Origin of the sequence: Streptomyces sp. NPDC002889 (assembly GCF_042888425.1) — a bacterium.
Taxonomy (GTDB): domain Bacteria; phylum Actinomycetota; class Actinomycetes; order Streptomycetales; family Streptomycetaceae; genus Streptomyces.
This window is the reverse complement of record NZ_JBIAPT010000015.1, coordinates 43,234-60,040: the sequence shown is the minus strand read 5'-3', so window position 1 is coordinate 60,040 and position 16,807 is coordinate 43,234. Positions and strand designations below refer to the sequence as shown.

Below are 16,807 nucleotides of genomic sequence, written 5' to 3'. Positions count from 1 at the left end.
GGCGCGATAAGGAGGTGGCAAGGCCCAGGCCACGAGCTCGAGTGGCAACCCGCCGGTGGACGGCGGAGACTGGAAGACGGTTGTGTGGCCGGACAGGAGTTCACGACCTCGTGGATTCCCGAAATTCCCTCCGGCCATCGAAGAGCGCGAGGACAGGACCCCGGCCGCAACGGCCGATGGTTGTCGATATTTCCTCAGGGAGCTCGCATGGAGGAAAAATCCGTCGAAGTCTTGACGCCCGGGCCGGATGAATCTGCAGTCGCGAACCGCAGGTACACCGGCCCGAAGACCGACATCGAGAGAAACCTCGCCGAGGTACTGGCTGACGTCGTGTGCGTCGAGCGGGTGTCGGTCGACGGCCATTTCTTCGATGACCTCGGCGCCAACTCGCTGGTCATGGCCCACTTCTGCGCACGAGTCAGGAAGCGGGCGGACCTGCCTTCGGTGTCGATGAAGGACATCTACCGGTATCCGACGATCGAGAGCCTGGCGACGGCGCTCGCGGATGCCGTGCCCCTCCCTGTCGAGTCGGCGGCCCCGAAGTCGCCCCAGGTCGTGACCCCGGGCAGCACACCGCGGTACGTCCTCTGCGGAACACTGCAGTTCCTGATCTTCCTCGGATATTGCTTCCTCGCAGGGATGATCACCGCCCGCGGCTACGAGTGGGTCTCCGCCGGCTCGGGTGCCATCGACATCTATCTGCGGGCGGTCGTCTTCGGCGGCGTCGGCTTCATCGGCCTGGTCACGTTCCCCATCGTGGCCAAATGGATCCTCATCGGCCGCTGGAAGCCCCGCGAATTCCCGGTCTGGGGCCTGACCTACCTGCGATTTTGGACAGTCAAGGTGCTGGTCCACGCCAACCCGATGATCTTCTTCATCGGCAATCCGCTGTACGTGCTGTACCTGCGTGCCCTCGGCGCGCGGATCGGCAAGGGTGTCACGATCCTCTCCCACACCGTCCCGGTCTGTACCGACCTGCTCACGATCGGCGCCGGTTCGGTGATCCGCAAGGACTCGTTCTTCCTCTGCTACCGGGCGCACGCAGGGCGCATCCAGACCGGCCCTGTCACCCTCGGCCGGGACGTGTTCATCGGCGAGAAGACGGTGCTCGACATCGACACGTCGATGGGCGACGGGACACAGCTCGGCCACACGTCCGCACTGCACAGCGGCCAGGTGGTGCCGGACGGCCAGCGGTGGCACGGATCACCGGCACAGCGCACGCAGCTCGACTACGTGAGAATCGCTCCGGCGGATTGCGGCACGCTGCGCCGGGCCGGCTATGGCCTCGTCACCGTGCTCCAGCTGTTCCTGCTGTACGTGCCGCTGACCGTCGGGGGCTTGTACATGCTGGTGAGCGTGGTTCCGGCGCTGGACGGCCTGCTGGGCGCGATGGGGTTCTCGTCGCCGAGGCTCTACATCAGCGCGCTGATCCTGTCCCTCTCGCTGTTCCTCGGCCTGATCTTCGTGGGCCTGACCGTCCTGTTCGCCGTGGGGCGCCTGCTGAACCTGGTGATCGAGCCGGACAAGGTCTATCCGCTGTACGGCCTGCACTACTCGGTGCACCGGGCGATAGCGCGGATGACCAACATCAAGTTCTTCACCTGGCTGTTCGGTGACAGCTCCTACATCGTCCACTATCTGCGGGGCCTCGGATACGACCTCTCCCAGGTGGAGCAGACCGGGTCGAACTTCGGCACGGAAGTGAAGCACGAGACGCCGTACCTGAGCTCTGTCGGCAGCGGAACGATGATCGCCGACGGGCTCTCCATCATCAATGCCGACTTCTCGAGCACGTCCTTCCGCGTGTCCCGCACGTCGATCGGACCGCACAATTTCCTCGGGAACAACATCGCCTACCCGTCGGGGGCCAGGACGGGCGACAACTGCCTCCTCGCGACGAAGGTGATGATCCCGCTCGACGGCGAGGTCCGCGAGGGCGTGGGCCTGCTCGGCTCGCCGTGCTTCGAGATTCCCCGGTCGGTGGAGCGCGACAGCCGCTTCGACCATCTCCGGACCGGGGACGAGCAACGCCGCAGCCTCGCCGCGAAGAACCGCTACAACATCCGCACGATGGGCTTCTTCCTGCTCGTTCGGTGGCTGCACTTCTTCGTGCTCACGGTGCTCGGGCTCGCGGCCGTCGAACTGTACGGTGCTTTCGGGCAGCTGCTGATCGCGGCGACCGTGGCGCTCACCCTTGGGTTCACCGCTGTCTACTTCGTCCTGGTCGAGCGCGGCATCGCGGCATTCCGCGTACTGAGGCCGCGGTTGTGCTCCATCTACGACCCGTACTTCTGGTGGCACGAGCGCCTCTGGAAGGTGCCCGACGAGTACCTCAACGTCTTCAACGGCACCCCTTTCAAGAACGTGATCTGGCGCATGCTGGGTGTTCGGCTCGGAAGCCGGGTCTTCGACGACGGCTGCTATCTGACGGAGCGGTCGCTCACCACCATCGGGAACGACTGCACTCTCAACGCGGGAAGCAAGATCCAGTGCCACTCGCAGGAGGACGGCACCTTCAAGTCCGACCGCAGCACGATCGGCACCGGCTGCACCCTCGGGGTCGGCGCGCACGTCCACTACGGCGTGACGATGGGCGACGGTGCCGTGCTCGCCTCCGACTCCTTCCTCATGAAAGGCGAGGAAGTTCCCGAGCACGCCCGGTGGGGAGGAAACCCGGCCACGGAGATGCGAGAGGCCCTCTACCAGCCGGCCGGGACGGCACGGGAGGGGCAGCAGGACCAGCTTGGTCAGCACGCTCAGCCGACTGGACAGTGTGGCCGGCCCGCCGGTCTGCCCAGGGAGTGAGGGGAAGGCCATGGGAGTGCATGTGGAGGCCGACCGGGAGTTCTGGCGCGGTGTGCTCGTCGCTGGTGGATTCACCGCGATCCCGCGGTGGACGCCCGATCCGGTGCAGGGCCTCGCCGAGCACGAGGCGACGGTCCCGGACGGCGTCGTGGAAGCGTTGCGACGTCTGGCCGAGGAGCTGGAGATGCCGCTCGACCCGGTGCTGCTGGCCGCGCACGCCAAGGTGCTCGCCGTGCTGTCCGGCGAGCGCGAGGTCGCGACGGGCTACGTCGCCGGGGAGGGCTTCCCACCCTTGCCGTGCCGGCTGACGACCGAACCCGGCTCGTGGCGGACGCTGCTGCTGAAGTCCCGTCACGTCGCGTCGGAAGTGCTGTCGCACAAGAACTTTCCGGTCGATGATCTCAAGGGAGAGCTGGGCCTGTCCGAGCCGTCGTTCGAGACGGTCCTCGATCCGGCCGGCGTCGGCGGTGAGCCGGCCGAGGACACCGTGCTGTGGGTGGGATTCCGGCAACAGGCCGGACGGCTCCTGCTGCGGCTGCGGTACCGGACCGATGTGCTCGACGCGGACTGTGCCGCCAGGATCGCCGGCTATCACCTCACCGCACTCACGCTGATCGCCGCCGATCCGGATGCCGAGCACGGTCGGCAGAGCCTGCTCTCCACCGATGAACTCCGCTTCCAGCTCGAAGGGCTCGCTGGACCGCGCCGGGACCTGCCGGACCGCCGGTTCCACGAGCTGTTCGAGCAGCGGGTGAGGGCACACCCGGACGCCGTCGCAGCCGTGCACGGCGACCGTCAGTGGACCTACCGGGAGCTCAACGTCCGTGCCAACCGGCTGGGACGAGCCCTGCTGGCGCGGGGGCTGCGCTGCGAAGATGTCGTCGCCGTGGTGACCGAGCGCAATCTGGACTGGATGGCCGCCGTCCTCGCGGTCTTCAAGGCGGGTGGCGTATATCTGCCCATCGAGCCGCATTTCCCGGCCGAGCGCATCAGAGCCACGCTCTCCCGTGCCGAGTGCGAGCTCGTCCTGACCGAACCCGGCAGCGCCGCCACGCTCGGCCAGGCCCTCGAACCACTGCCCGGAGTCCGGACACTCTTCATCGGAGCGGCCTACGAAGAGGGCCATGCCGATGGTGATCTCGGCGTCGGCGTAGCGCCGGACCAGCTCGCCTACATCTACTTCACCTCCGGATCCACAGGTGAGCCCAAGGGCGCGATGTGCGAGCACGCGGGCATGCTCAATCACCTCTACGCCAAGATCGACGACCTGGAGATCGGCGAGGGGCAGGCGGTCGCCCAGACCGCACCTCAGTGCTTCGACATCTCGCTGTGGCAACTGGTTTCGGCGCTCCTGGTCGGTGGGCGGACCGTGCTGGTCGAGCAGGAAGTGATCCTGGACGTCCACCGGTTCCTCGACAAGATCGTCGACCGCCGGGTCGCGGTGCTCCAAGTCGTGCCGTCGTACCTCGAAGTCGTACTGTCCGCACTGGAGCAGCTCCCCCGCCCGCTGCCGGACCTGCGGTACGTGTCGGTCACCGGCGAAGCGCTGAAGAAGGAGCTCGCACAGCGCTGGTTCGCGGCCGAGCCAGGGATCAAGCTGGTCAACGCCTACGGACTGACAGAGACCTCGGACGACACGAACCACGAGGTCATGGACGGGGTGCCGGACCGGGAACAGGTCCCGCTCGGTCCCTGCGTCAACAACGTGCAGGTCTACGTGGTCGACGAGCACCTGTCGCCGGTGCCACTGGGCGCACCCGGGGCGATCGTCTTCTCCGGAGTCTGCGTCGGCCGCGGCTACGTCAACGACCCCGAGCGCACCCGGTCGGCCTTCATGACCGATCCGTACCGAAAGGGCCAACGCCTCTACCGAGGGGGCGACTACGGCCGCTGGGGCCCCGAGGGCAAGCTGGAGTTCCTCGGCCGCCGGGACACCCAGGTCAAGATTCGCGGCTTCCGGATCGAGATCGGCGAGATCGAGAACGCCCTGTTGGGGGTGCACGGTGTCCGCGACGGTGCCGTGGTGGTCGCCGAGCGGGCCGACCGGAGCAAGCACTTGGTGGCCTTCTACTGCGGCCGACTGCCCGTCGATGCCGGCGTACTGGTGGAACGGCTGGGTGCGTCGCTGCCCGAGTACATGGTGCCGTCGGCCTTCCACTGGCGGGAGGACCTGCCGCTGACGGCCAACGGCAAGATCGACAAGAAGACGCTGAAGACGCTCGCCGGAGAGCTCGACGTCGTCGAGGACGGTTACCGCGCACCGAGTACGCCCACCGAACAGCGGCTGGCGGCCGCCTGGGGACACGTACTCGGCATTCCGCAGGACCGGATCGGACGGCAGGACCACTTCTTCGACCGGGGCGGCACGTCGCTGTCGGCGGTGAAGCTCGCGATCGCCCTGGACCGCGCGGTGACCCTGAAGGACGTCACCCGTCACCCGGTCCTCGCCGATCTGGCGGACCTCGTCGACCGCAGGACCGATCGGCGGCCGGGGCAGGCCGCCGACAGGTCCGAGCGGAGCTCCGGGCTGCTGCAGTCACTGTCGGAATCGGACCGCGCGCAGGCCGGTGCCCTGGTGTGCTTCCCCTACGCCGGCGGCAACGCGGTGAACTTCCGGCCGATGGCCAGGGCGCTGCCGGCCGACGGCCTGGCGGTCTACGCCGTCGAACTGCCCGGTCACGACCTGGCCGCCGAGAGCGAGCCGTTCGCACCGTTGGCACAGGTGACCCAGCAGATCGTCACCGAGATCACCCGGCGTGGCCTGACCCGGGTCATGCTGTGGGGCCACTCCTCGGGCACCGCGTTGGCCGTGGAGACGGCCAGGCAACTGCGGGAGCGCGGAGTTGAGGTCCAGCGGGTCTTCCTCGGCGCGCAACTGCTCGGTGACGCCGCCGACCGGCGCGCCACCATCGCCGAGCTGACCGGGCGGAGCAACGCCGAGATCGCCGCGGGGCTGAGCGCGGACAGCGGGTACACCGAGCTCGGTGAGCTGGATGCGCAGCACTCCGAGCAGATCGGCGCCGCCTACCGGCACGACTGCGTGTCCGCGAACCGCTACTTCGCCGAAGCCCTGGACGCCCCGCCTCCGGTGAAGTTGTCCGCGCCGGTCACCGTGGTCGTTGCCGCCGACGACCCGAACACGGCGGGCTTCCCACGCCGCTACCGCGACTGGCAGCTCCTCGCCGATCGAGTCGACCTGCTTGAACTTGCCGACGGCGGCCACTACTTCCCGCGCACCCGTCCGACCGAGGCGGCCAAGGCCGTGCTGCGCGCCGGCGAATGGCCGGCCACTTCCTGAGCCGCGACAGAAGGGACAACGAAATGTCGTCCTCATCACCGACATCACTGCTCGACGTGGGGTCCGAGCCCGGCAAGCCTCCGATGCTGCGGGTCGAGGCCACCGTCGACGCGGCAAGCTGGGTGGCCGAGCAGCAAGGTGCGCTGCGCGCAGTCGTCGCCGAGCACGGTTCGGTCCTGGTCCGTGGCCTGGGGCTGCGCGACGCGGCCGAGGTCCGTGCCGTCCTCGAGTCGCTGGCCACCGCGCCGATGACCGAGATGGAGGCCTTCGCCCCACGTCGGACCTACTCCGAAGGCGTGTACTCCTCTTCCACGTGGCCGCCGAACCAGCCGATGTGCATGCACCACGAACTGAGCTACCGGCTCGAGTTCCCCGGCCTGATGCTGTTCGCGTGCCTCAGCGCGCCGACCGAGGGCGGAGCCACCGCGGTGGCCGACTCACCGACCGTACTCGACGCGCTGCCCAGCGAGTTGACCGAGCGGTTCGAGCGCGAGGGCTGGTTGCTCACCCGCAGCTACAACGACGAGATCGGGGCGTCCTTGGCCGAGGCGTTCGGCACCGAGGACCGGGGTGCCATCGAGAGCTACTGCCGTGCGGGCGCGATCGAGTTCGAGTGGCAGCCCGACGGCGGGCTGCGCACCAGGCAGCGCCGCAGCGCCGTGGTGCGACACCCGGTCACCGGCCGGCGCTGCTGGTTCAACCAGATCGCGTTCCTCAACGAGTGGACGATAGCCCCCGAGGTGCGCGAGTACCTGGTGGACGTCTACGGCGCCGACGGCCTGCCGTTCAACACCCGCTACGGCGATGGCGACCCGATCGGCGAGGACGTCGTGCAGCTGCTCAACAAGGTCTACGAGGACAACACCGCACGCGAGCCGTGGCAGGCCGGCGACCTGATGCTCGTCGACAACGTCCGCACCGCGCACAGCAGGGAGCCCTTCGAGGGACCGCGCGAAGTGCTCGTCGCCATGGCGGACGGGGTGCGCCTGACCGACTGCTCGCCGACCGTCGAAGTGACCGCAGGATGACCACCATCCCTTCCACCACCACGGAGTCCGCAATGTCCGAGCCGATCACTGTGCCGCCGTTCGCGGTGATCTCCGGTGCCCAGGTTCAGCGCGTGCTGCAGGGACACGAGAAGGAGATCGTGGAAGTGGTCGAGGCCACCTACCGTCTGCACAGCGCCGGTGATTCGGTGAACCCGCCGTCCTACTTCCTGGGTCTCCCCGACCGCCCGTCCTCCCGGATCATCGCGTTGCCCGCCTCGATCGGCGGGGATGTGCGGGTGGACGGCGTGAAGTGGATCTCGAGCTTCCCGCAGAACGTGGAGGCGGGAATCCCGAGGGCCTCGGCCGTGCTGATCCTCAACGACCATGACACCGGCTACCCGTTCGCCTGTCTGGAGAGTTCGATCATCAGCGCCACCCGGACGGCCGCTTCGGCGGTTGCGGCGGCCGAGTGCCTCGGCCGCGGCCGGCCGCGGCCGACGCGCATCGGATTCTTCGGGACGGGCCTGATCGCCCGTTACATCCACACCTTCCTGGCGGACACCGGCTGGTCGTTCGACGAGATCGGCGTGCACGACCTGTCCGCCGACAGCGCGGCCGGCTTCCGCTGCTACCTGGAGCAGTCGGGCACCGCCGGCCGGATCACCGTGCACGACAGCCCCGAGCAGTTGATCCGCCTCAGTGACCTGGTGGTCTTCGCCACCGTCGCCGGCCAACCCCACGTCAGCGACCTGTCGTGGTTCGCACACAATCCGCTGGTGCTGCATGTGTCGCTGCGCGACCTCGCGTCGGTGATCGTACTCGCGGCGACCAACATCGTCGACGACATCGACCACTGTCTGAAGGCCAACACCTCGATGCATCTGACCGAGCAGCTCACGGGCAACCGGGAATTCGTGCACGGCACATTGGACGACGTGATCGCCGGACGGGTGTCGGTGCCGGCGGACCGGCCGCTGATCTTCTCACCCTTCGGCCTCGGCGTGCTGGACCTCGCGGTGGGCAAGTGGGTCTACGACGAGGTGGTCCGCTCCGGAGAGTTGCACGTCGTCGACGACTTCTTCCACGAACTGAGCCGGTACGGATGAGCCGTGCCAAGAGCCAAGGAGGCCTGTGCAGAACTGACTCCACGACAGACAACCGGCCAAGTCGCCGCAGGTCAGGGAGTACGACGCCCCGGCCGTCGACGCAGAGCTCCCCCGCACGGCCCGTTTGGACGAAGGCTCCCGCCCGCAGAGACGGGAGGCCCGTCCCCACCCCGGTCGGACGGACTCTGTGAAAGCGCTCTGCCGCAGATGAGGAGGCCATTGTGCCCGTCATAACCGTGCCCTACGCCTTCAACGAAGAAGAGCTCTATGTCGACCTTCGGTCGATCTTCGGGCACTCGCTCTTCCTGAAGTGTGAGGGCTTCAACTTCGCCGGCTCGATCAAGCTGAAAGCCGCGACCGAGATGGTGGAAGCCGCTGAGCGGGACGGAATCCTGACGCCGGAATCGGTCCTGGTCGAGTCCTCGTCCGGAAACCTCGGCGTGGCGCTGAGCGTGATCGCGGCGAGCAAGGGCTACCGGTTCCTGTGCGTGACGGACTCCCGCTGCAACCTGTCGACCAGATTGACGATGGAGGCGTTGGGCAGCCAGGTGCACATCGTCGCCCGGCAGGAGGCCAACGGCGGCTTCCTCGGCGCGCGGATCAACTACGTCCGCACGCTGTGCGCCTCCGATGAGCGGTACGTGTGGCTCAGCCAGTACACCAATCCGAGCAACTGGAAGGCGCACTGCCGCAAGACGGCGCCCGAGATCGCCCGCCAGTTCCCGGGACTTGACGTGCTGTTCATCGGAGCCGGAACCACCGGGACGCTGATGGGCTGCGCGCGCTACTTCCGGACATGGCACCGGCCGGTGCGGATCATCGCACTCGACAGCGTCGGTTCGGTGGCCTTCGGTGGTGCGCCGGGCCGCCGGATGATTCCCGGCCTGGGCATGAGCATCCGTCCGCCGCTGCTCGACGAGTCCTATGTGGATGAGGTGATACGCGTCGAGGAGGCGGACACCATCCGCACCTGCCATCGCCTGGCGCGGCACGGATTCCTGTTCGGCGGTTCCACCGGCACGGTGGTCAGCGGCGCGATGGGTTGGTTGGCGGAGCATGACGCCCGTGACCTCACCGCGGTGGCCATCGCCCCGGACCTGGGCGATCGCTATCTCGACACCATCTACCAGGCCAACTGGCTCCAGGACCTCTACGGCGAGGACGTGCTCAACTCCCGGGATGTGGCTTCCGGTTCCTGGGCAGCCCAAACCGCGCCGCCGACGGGGTCGGACCTCCGGACCGGCGACGGCAACGGCAACCGGCGCCATCAGCTGCAGGATCGTAAGACGTAGCCGCCCTGTTCACGCACACTGCTGCCATGAAGGCAAGTCGATCGATCGAAGTACTGGTGGTGGGTGCCGGGCCGACCGGCCTGGCACTCGCGGCTCAGCTGCATGCGTACGGCGCGCACTTCCGGATTGTCGACCGGCAGCTGGACCGGGTCCGGGAATCGCGTGCGCTGGCCATTCAGCCCCGGACCCTGGAAGCCCTGGCCCCGTACGGTGTGACGGACGAACTGGTGGCGCGCGGGAATCCGGCCGTACAGCTGCGGCTGCATCTTCCGGGCCGTACGGTGCGCCTGCCCCTGTTCGACATCGGTACGAGGGACACCCCGTATCCCTTTCTGCTGTTTCTCTCCCAGGCCGAGACGGAGAGCGTGCTCGGCAGCCGTCTCGCCGAGGCCGGCACGGTGGTCGAGCGGGGCACCGAACTGACGGAGGCAAGGACCGAAGGTACTCACGTCGCCTGCCGGTTGAGGCATCAGGACGGGAGGGAGGAGAGCGTGAACGCCCGCTACGTCGTCGGCTGCGACGGGGCGCACAGCACGGTCCGCGACCAGGCGGGCATCCGCTTCGGGGGCCACTCCTACCCTCAGACCTTCCTGCTCGCCGACCTGGAGGTCGACGGTCTGGAACGCGGCGCCGTTCACGCGTACATGACCGAGGCCGGGATGCTGTTCTTCTTCCCCCTGGTCACACCGGCGAGCTGGCGGGTGCTGGCGATACGGCCGCCCGAAGCCATGAGCACCGGAACTCCGGTGGACATCGGGCAGGTGCAAGCGATCGTCGACCGCTACGTCAGCGACCGGCTGCATCTGCGGGACCCCGTATGGATGACCGGCTTCCGGCTGCACAACCGCGGCGCCAGGAACTACCGCGCTGGGCGCTTCTTCCTGGCCGGCGACGCCGCCCACATCCACAGCCCCGCCGGCGCCCAGGGCATGAACACCGGCATTCAGGATGCGCTCAATCTCGGCTGGAAACTCGCCCTCGTCTGCAACGGTGCGGCGGGAGAGGCCCTGTTGGACACGTACGAGAGCGAACGCGCCCCGGTCGGCCGGCAGGTCCTGCGCTTCACCGACCGCGCGTTCACCGTCGCCACCGGCAGCACCCCGCTGCTCCGGCTGGCACGCACCCGGGTAGCGCCCCGCGTGGCACCGCTGGTCGTACGCCTCGCACCGCTGCGCGCCGCAGTCTTCCGCACGCTTTCCCAACTCGGCATCCGCTACCGGCGAAGCCCCGCCACGGCAAAGAGCCCGCATCGGCGGGGGCACGGCCCGCGGCCTGGTGACCGCCTGCCGGACACCCCGGGCAACCTGCACGCGTTGACTGCCGAGCCCGGATACCACCTGCTCCTGTGCGGGCCGCGTGACAGCTGGGACCCCGACGTGATCACAACTGCCACCAGCGGTCGCGAACACCTGATCCATGTCCACACACTCGGTACGAGCGGTCCCTGGCGCGGCATCACGCATTGCCTGGTCCGGCCGGACGGCTACCTCGCCTACCGCGCCGAAGGCACGGACCTGGCGGGACTGCGCGGATACCTCGACCGCTGGCTGCCGTCCTCCGAGGCCGAGAAGCCACGCTGATACGGCCCAGGTCTGCCGCCGCCGGATTCCTGTCGGCCGACCTGCTCGGAGCGACCCTGTGAGCACCCCCTCGCGCCGCTCACGCCCGTTGACCGCGATGGGCCCCGTCGCCGCCGCGGTGGCTGCCTGCGCCGTGTGCTGCGCGGCCCCCTCATGGCCGTGGTCGGCGGAATCGGCGCGGCGTCCGCACCGGGCAGCACTCCGGATTCCGGCGCCGGCAGTGGCGGCCGTGGCCGCAGCCCTCGGCGTCCTGTGGACGCCGCGCCGCCGCCGGGCGGCAGCGTGCAAGCCCGAACAGGGGTGGTCGATCCCGGCATGCCCGCCGCCGCGCCGGCCGACCGCGGACAAAACCCCCGCGCCTGAGCCAATGGCGCCGGGAAACCCGGCCGGTGGTGACAACACCAGGCTCAGCACACACTCCCGAGTGCCGCACCGCGCCTGCCAGGATCACGGTCATGAACCGACGCACCACTTTGATCACCGGCGCGACCCAAGGCCTGGGCCGCGGCATCGCACTCGACCTTGCCGCACGCGGCGACACCGTCCTGCTCCACGGGCGCGACCGCAACCGCCTCGATGCGGTTGCGGCCGAGGTCCGCTCCACCGCCCCGGACGCCACGGTCCGCACCTACCTCGCGGATCTGGCCGACCTCGGCCAGGTGCACGCAATGGCCGCCCAGGTGCGTGCCGCGGAGCCCCGGCTCGACGCGCTGGTCAACAACGCGGTTGCCGGCGGCGGCTCCGAGCCGCTGCGGCGGGAGCTGAGCAGCCAGGGTCACGAGCTGCGGTTCGCCGTGAACCACCTCGCCCCGTACGCCCTCACCCGCGATCTGCTGCCGCTGCTCATCGCGTCGGCACCTGCCCGCGTGGTGAACGTGGCCTCGATGGGGCAGGACGCCATCGACTTCGACGACGTCATGCTGGAACAGGACTATGAGGGGCTGCGCGCCTACTGCAGGAGCAAGCTCGCGATGATCATGGCGAGCTTCGAGCTGGCCGCCGAGCTCGACGGCACCGGCGTCACCGTGAACACCCTCCACCCGGCCCATCTGATGGATACCGAGGGCGTACGTGCATACGGCCTCATCCCGGTGACCAGCATCGAGGAGGGCGTACGGCCGACCGTCCGGCTCATCACCGACCCGGATCTTCAATCCACCACCGGCCGCTACTTCGACCAGTTCACGGACACTCGCGCACACGAGCAGGCGTACGACCTCGAGGCCCGTCGGCGCCTCATGGAGCTGACCCACCGTCTGATCGGACAGCCCGCACCGGAGGCGTGAGCTCACGACCCGCGGGCGCCGTGAGGGATTACTCTTCGGGATCCATCCCGGCACAGTCGCAGGCGACGAGACCGGGGCCCGGCCGGCGGGCCGCCCGATGACTCCGCCCGCGTGGCCCGTGCACTCGACCGGCTTCAGGACCGGGCAGGCCGGCTCTTCCTGCGACGTCCTGACCACCCCGCCTACGGGCTGGAGCGACGAGCGCCTGCGGCACTTCGGCACCCGTCCGGTCCAGGCGGGTCCTCGAGTGGAGAGTGGCCAGGCACGCCGACGAAGCCGAGGGCGAGCAGGAACGACGGGCCGGCGCCCGGTCCGGGCGGCCGGCGCCCCCGCGGCCGACAAGGTCACCGAGCCGGACGTACGCCCGTGAAGACCGTGGTGGCGGAGAGGAGGAAGACGTCGGGCCGCCGCAGGATGCCCTCCGGCGCCTCGGGATCGAGCAGTGCGTCGAGTGTTGTGCGGTCCTCCGCGTCCAAGGACTCGCTCATCGTCTCGCGCAGCCGGGTCAGATGGGCCTGCAGGAAGGCGCGGGGGCTCTCGCCCAGGGGCGCCGGCAGGTCGAGGAGGGAAGTGAAGCTCCCCACGGGGGTGAGCCCGGCGCGGCTGAGCATCGCGGGCCAGTCCTCGACCACGGTGGTGCTGCCGGGCAGCTCGGTACGCATGATCTCGAACCAGCGCTCCTGGGCGGCGTCGAGCCGGGCCTGGAGGCCCGGCTCGCCGATGCCGATGTCGCGTGGCAGGAAGCGCATCGGCAGGCCACCCTCCGCCACGGCGAGCAGCCCGCCCGGCCTCAGCACACCGGCGAGCCCGTTCAGCGCCCTCTGCTGATCGCCGAGGTGGTGCACGGCCTTGCTGCTCCAGACCAGATCCGCCGCGCCGAGGCCGCCTTCCCCGTGCTCGTCACCGCCGTCCAGGCCCTCGGGCAGCTCCGCGTGCCGAACGGTCACCCTGCCTCCGAGGCCGAGCCGCTCGGCGCGAGCCAGGGCACGGTCCAGCAGCCCGGGCGTGCCGTCCACAGCAACCACTTCGGCGTCCGGGAATGCCTCGGCGAACACGCAGGTCATCACGCCCGGCCCGCTGCCGATGTCGATGATGCGCCGGACCTCCTTCTCCGGGCCGAGCAGCTCCCTCAGGCGGGCCGCCGTCCGGCGGAGGACGGGGAGCTGCAGCTCCCCGCTGTTCTCGAGCTGGGCGGCCATGACCTCCCAGTCGATGTCGGTGTGGTGGTGTCCGTGACCGTGTCCGGAATCGCCGTGTGGGTTCATGCCGAGGAGCGTGCCCTCACCGGGCGGCAACGGCAAATATTGTTGCCGTTTCCGGGACAGCGGGGTGGAATGCCCGCATGGACGAACCACCGCCCTACCAATCGGTCCTCGACGAGGTCGGCGCCCGGCTCAGAGGACTGCGCGCCCAGCGCGGCCTCACCCTGGCCGCGCTCTCCGAGGCGACCGGCATTTCCAAGAGCACCCTTTCCCGGCTGGAGTCGGGACAGCGCCGCCCGAGCCTGGAACTGCTGCTGCCGCTCGCCGGTGCGTACCACGTTCCTCTGGACGACCTGGTCGGCGCCCCTGAAGTGGGCGACCCCCGGGTACGGCTGACACCCCGCACCATGCCGGGCGGCGGTACGGTCGTACCCCTGACTCGGAGCCCGGGCCCCCTCCAGGCGTACAAGATGCTCATCCTCGACCGGGGTGCTGAGCCGGATCTCCGGACGCACGAGGGCTACGAGTGGCTCTATGTGCTGGACGGGCGGCTGCGGCTCGTCCTCGGCGAGCACGATCTGGTCCTCGGCCCTGGCGAGGCCGCCGAGTTCGACACCCGAGTGCCCCACTGGTTCAGCAGCGCGGACGGGCGGCCCGTCGAGATCCTCAGCCTCTTCGGGAGACAGGGGGAACGCATGCACGTCCGCGCGAAACCCCGCACATGACGGCATGAGGCCCCGGCGGGGGCGGCGGCCAGGACGTCGCCGGGTCGACACGGCGCACTGAGGACCGGCCTCGTCGGGAAATGCGCGAAACCTCGGTCCTCAAGGCCGTTCGACCGCCATCGCCCGTGCCCACGCGACGAGTTCGCTGGATCCGCCGAGTCATCAGGTCGAGCGTCCCGGACTATTGACTCCGTGTCTGACAGTCGCGATTCTCGTTGCACTGATTGCACGGGCCATGACAACCCCCATCCCCGGGGCGTACCCCGGACGGCATCGGCTCCTCACCCCCCACCATCCGCTCACCGAAGGCATGAGTGATGCCCATGACTCGACCCTCGCACCGCATTCGCAGGCCCATCGCGGTGATGTCGCTGCTGCTCACCGTGATGGCCATGGTCCTCGGCACAGCGCCCGGTTCCTCGGCGCAGGCCGAGTCCGACTGGTGGACCCCGGCAGCGCGGCCCTCGCCCGACTCCCAGATCAACGTCACGGGTGAGCCCTTCAAGGGGACCGACTCCCAGGGGCAGGTACGCGGCTTCGTCGACGCACACAACCACCTGATGTCCAACGAGGCCTTCGGCGGCCGGCTCATCTGCGGCAAGACGTTCTCCGAAGCGGGAATCGCGGACGCGCTCAAGGACTGCCCCGAGCACTACCCCGACGGCTCACTCGCGATCTTCGACTTCATCACCAAAGGTGGCGACGGCAAGCACGACCCCAATGGATGGCCGACGTTCAAGGACTGGCCGGCCCATGACTCGCTCACGCACCAGCAGAACTACTACGCCTGGGTCGAACGGGCCTGGCGCGGCGGTCAGCGGGTGCTCGTCAACGACCTCGTCACCAACGGCGTGATCTGCTCGGTCTACTTCTTCAAGGACCGCAGCTGCGACGAGATGACCTCCATCCGCCTGCAGGCGCAGAAGACGTACGACATGCAGGCCTACATCGACAGGATGTACGGGGGCCCGGGCAAGGGCTGGTTCAGGATCGTCACCGACTCCGCGCAGGCCCGCGAGGTCATCCAACAGGGCAAGCTGGCCGTTGTTCTGGGGGTCGAGACCTCCGAACCGTTCGGCTGCAAGCAGATCCTGGACATCGCACAGTGCGGCAAGGACGACATCGACCGCGGTCTGGACGAGCTGCACAGGCTGGGCGTACGCAGCATGTTCCTGTGCCACAAATTCGACAACGCCCTGTGCGGGGTCCGGTTCGACTCCGGCACTCTCGGTACGGCGATCAACGTCGGCCAGTTCCTGTCGACCGGAACCTTCTGGAAGACGGAGAAGTGCGCAGGCCCGCAAGCCGACAACCCCATCGGCATCGCAGCGGCGCCGGAGGCGGAGAAGAAACTCCCGCAGGGCGTGGACGTCCCGTCGTACAGCGCGGACGCCCGGTGCAACACCCGAGGGCTGACCGAACTCGGCGAGTACGCGGTGCGCGGCATGATGAAACGCAAGATGATGCTCGAGATCGACCATATGAGCGTCAAGGCCGCGGGCCGGGCCTTGGACATCTTCGAGTCCGAGTCGTACCCCGGCGTGATCTCCTCGCACAGCTGGATGGACCTCAACTGGACCGAGCGCGTCTACCGTCTCGGTGGCTTCATCGCCCAGTACATGCACGGCGCCGAGGGGTTCAGCGCGGAGGCGAAGCGCACGGACGCGCTGCGCGACAAGTACAACGTCGGCTACGGCTACGGCACCGACATGAACGGTGTCGGCGGCTGGCCGGGTCCCCGCGGGACGGACACCCCCAACCCGGTGCGCTACCCCTTCCGCAGTGCCGACGGCGGCGCCGTCATCGACAGGCAGACCACCGGCGAGCGCACGTGGGACATCAACACGGACGGCGCCGCGCACTACGGTCTGGTCCCGGACTGGCTGGAGGACATACGGCTCGTCGGCGGCAAGGGCGTCGTGGACGACCTCTTCCGGGGCGCCGAGTCCTACCTCGACACCTGGAAGGCGTCCGAGGACCACAAGGCCAAAGTGAACCTCGCCGCGGGCTCGCCCGCCTCGGCCAGTTCGTCGGAGTGGAGTCTGTTCACGAGCTACGCACCCGACAGGGCCGTCGACGGCAACACGAACACCCGCTGGGCGAGTGACTGGAGTGACGGCCAGTGGCTCCGGATCGACCTCGGGACCCCGAGCCTGATCAAGCGCGTCACCCTCAACTGGGAGCGCGCCTACGGGAAGGCGTACCGCATCGAGGTCTCCACCGACGGCACGAACTGGCAGTCCGTATGGTCCACGACCGCCGGTGACGGCGGGCTGGACACTGCGCAGTTCACCGGAACGACAGCCCGCTATGTACGCGTCCACGGACAGGAGCGCGGCACCAAATGGGGCTATTCCCTCCATGAAGTCGGCGTCTACAGCAGCTGACACCACCCGATGGACGCCCAAGGGCCGGGGGCGGGGGGGGGGGGGGGGCCCCGGCCCCCCCCGCCCCCCCCCCCCCCCCCCCCCCCCCCCCCCCCCCCCCCCCCCCCCAACCCACCACGCGGAGGAGCCCCGGG

The 16,807-nt window shown here is 68.9% G+C and carries 10 protein-coding genes; 9 read left to right on the top strand and 1 reads right to left on the bottom strand.

What is annotated here, in order from left to right; translation table 11 throughout:
* Positions 1-207: 207 nt before the first annotated feature.
* From ACFYWI_RS23115 to ACFYWI_RS23085, 7 genes are all read left to right on the top strand, one after another.
* Positions 208-2,808, top strand: a complete 2,601-nt coding sequence (locus ACFYWI_RS23115; RefSeq protein ID WP_389235718.1) for a Pls/PosA family non-ribosomal peptide synthetase — start codon at positions 208-210, stop codon at positions 2,806-2,808.
* 10 nt (positions 2,809-2,818) lie between these two features.
* A complete protein-coding gene (locus tag ACFYWI_RS23110; protein WP_389235715.1) occupies positions 2,819-6,106 on the top strand; it encodes an amino acid adenylation domain-containing protein in 3,288 nt (1,095 codons plus the stop codon).
* A gap of 23 nt (positions 6,107-6,129) precedes the next feature.
* Positions 6,130-7,134, top strand: coding sequence for a TauD/TfdA family dioxygenase (locus ACFYWI_RS23105; RefSeq protein ID WP_389235712.1), 1,005 nt, complete (start codon positions 6,130-6,132; stop codon positions 7,132-7,134).
* Complete coding sequence (gene sbnB / locus ACFYWI_RS23100) at positions 7,131-8,201, top strand: 2,3-diaminopropionate biosynthesis protein SbnB (RefSeq protein WP_389235709.1); 1,071 nt, start codon at positions 7,131-7,133, stop codon at positions 8,199-8,201. Before ACFYWI_RS23105 ends, sbnB begins: the two co-directional genes overlap by 4 nt.
* A gap of 221 nt (positions 8,202-8,422) precedes the next feature.
* The gene (gene sbnA, locus ACFYWI_RS23095; protein WP_389235706.1) at positions 8,423-9,493 is read left to right on the top strand and encodes a 2,3-diaminopropionate biosynthesis protein SbnA; all 1,071 of its coding nucleotides are present in this window, start codon (positions 8,423-8,425) and stop codon (positions 9,491-9,493) included.
* 26 nt (positions 9,494-9,519) lie between these two features.
* Entirely contained in the window at positions 9,520-11,073 is a 1,554-nt protein-coding gene (locus tag ACFYWI_RS23090) for an FAD-dependent monooxygenase (RefSeq protein ID WP_389235703.1), read from the top strand.
* Positions 11,074-11,528: 455 nt separating this feature from the next.
* A complete protein-coding gene (locus tag ACFYWI_RS23085; RefSeq protein ID WP_389235699.1) occupies positions 11,529-12,359 on the top strand; it encodes an SDR family NAD(P)-dependent oxidoreductase in 831 nt (276 codons plus the stop codon).
* Between the two features lie 344 nt (positions 12,360-12,703).
* On the opposite strand, the gene ACFYWI_RS23080 is transcribed toward ACFYWI_RS23085, so the two are convergent.
* Positions 12,704-13,624 (bottom strand): class I SAM-dependent methyltransferase, encoded by a 921-nt coding sequence (locus ACFYWI_RS23080; RefSeq protein WP_389235696.1) that lies wholly within the window; start codon positions 13,622-13,624, stop codon positions 12,704-12,706.
* 77 nt (positions 13,625-13,701) lie between these two features.
* Here ACFYWI_RS23080 and ACFYWI_RS23075 point away from each other — a divergent pair, with 77 nt between their 5' ends.
* Entirely contained in the window at positions 13,702-14,286 is a 585-nt protein-coding gene (locus ACFYWI_RS23075; RefSeq protein WP_389235693.1) for a helix-turn-helix domain-containing protein, read from the top strand.
* A gap of 323 nt (positions 14,287-14,609) precedes the next feature.
* Positions 14,610-16,673 carry a discoidin domain-containing protein gene (locus ACFYWI_RS23070; protein WP_389235690.1) on the top strand — a complete coding sequence of 688 codons (2,064 nt, stop codon included), beginning with the start codon at positions 14,610-14,612 and terminating at the stop codon, positions 16,671-16,673.
* The last annotated feature ends 134 nt before the right edge of the window (positions 16,674-16,807 follow it).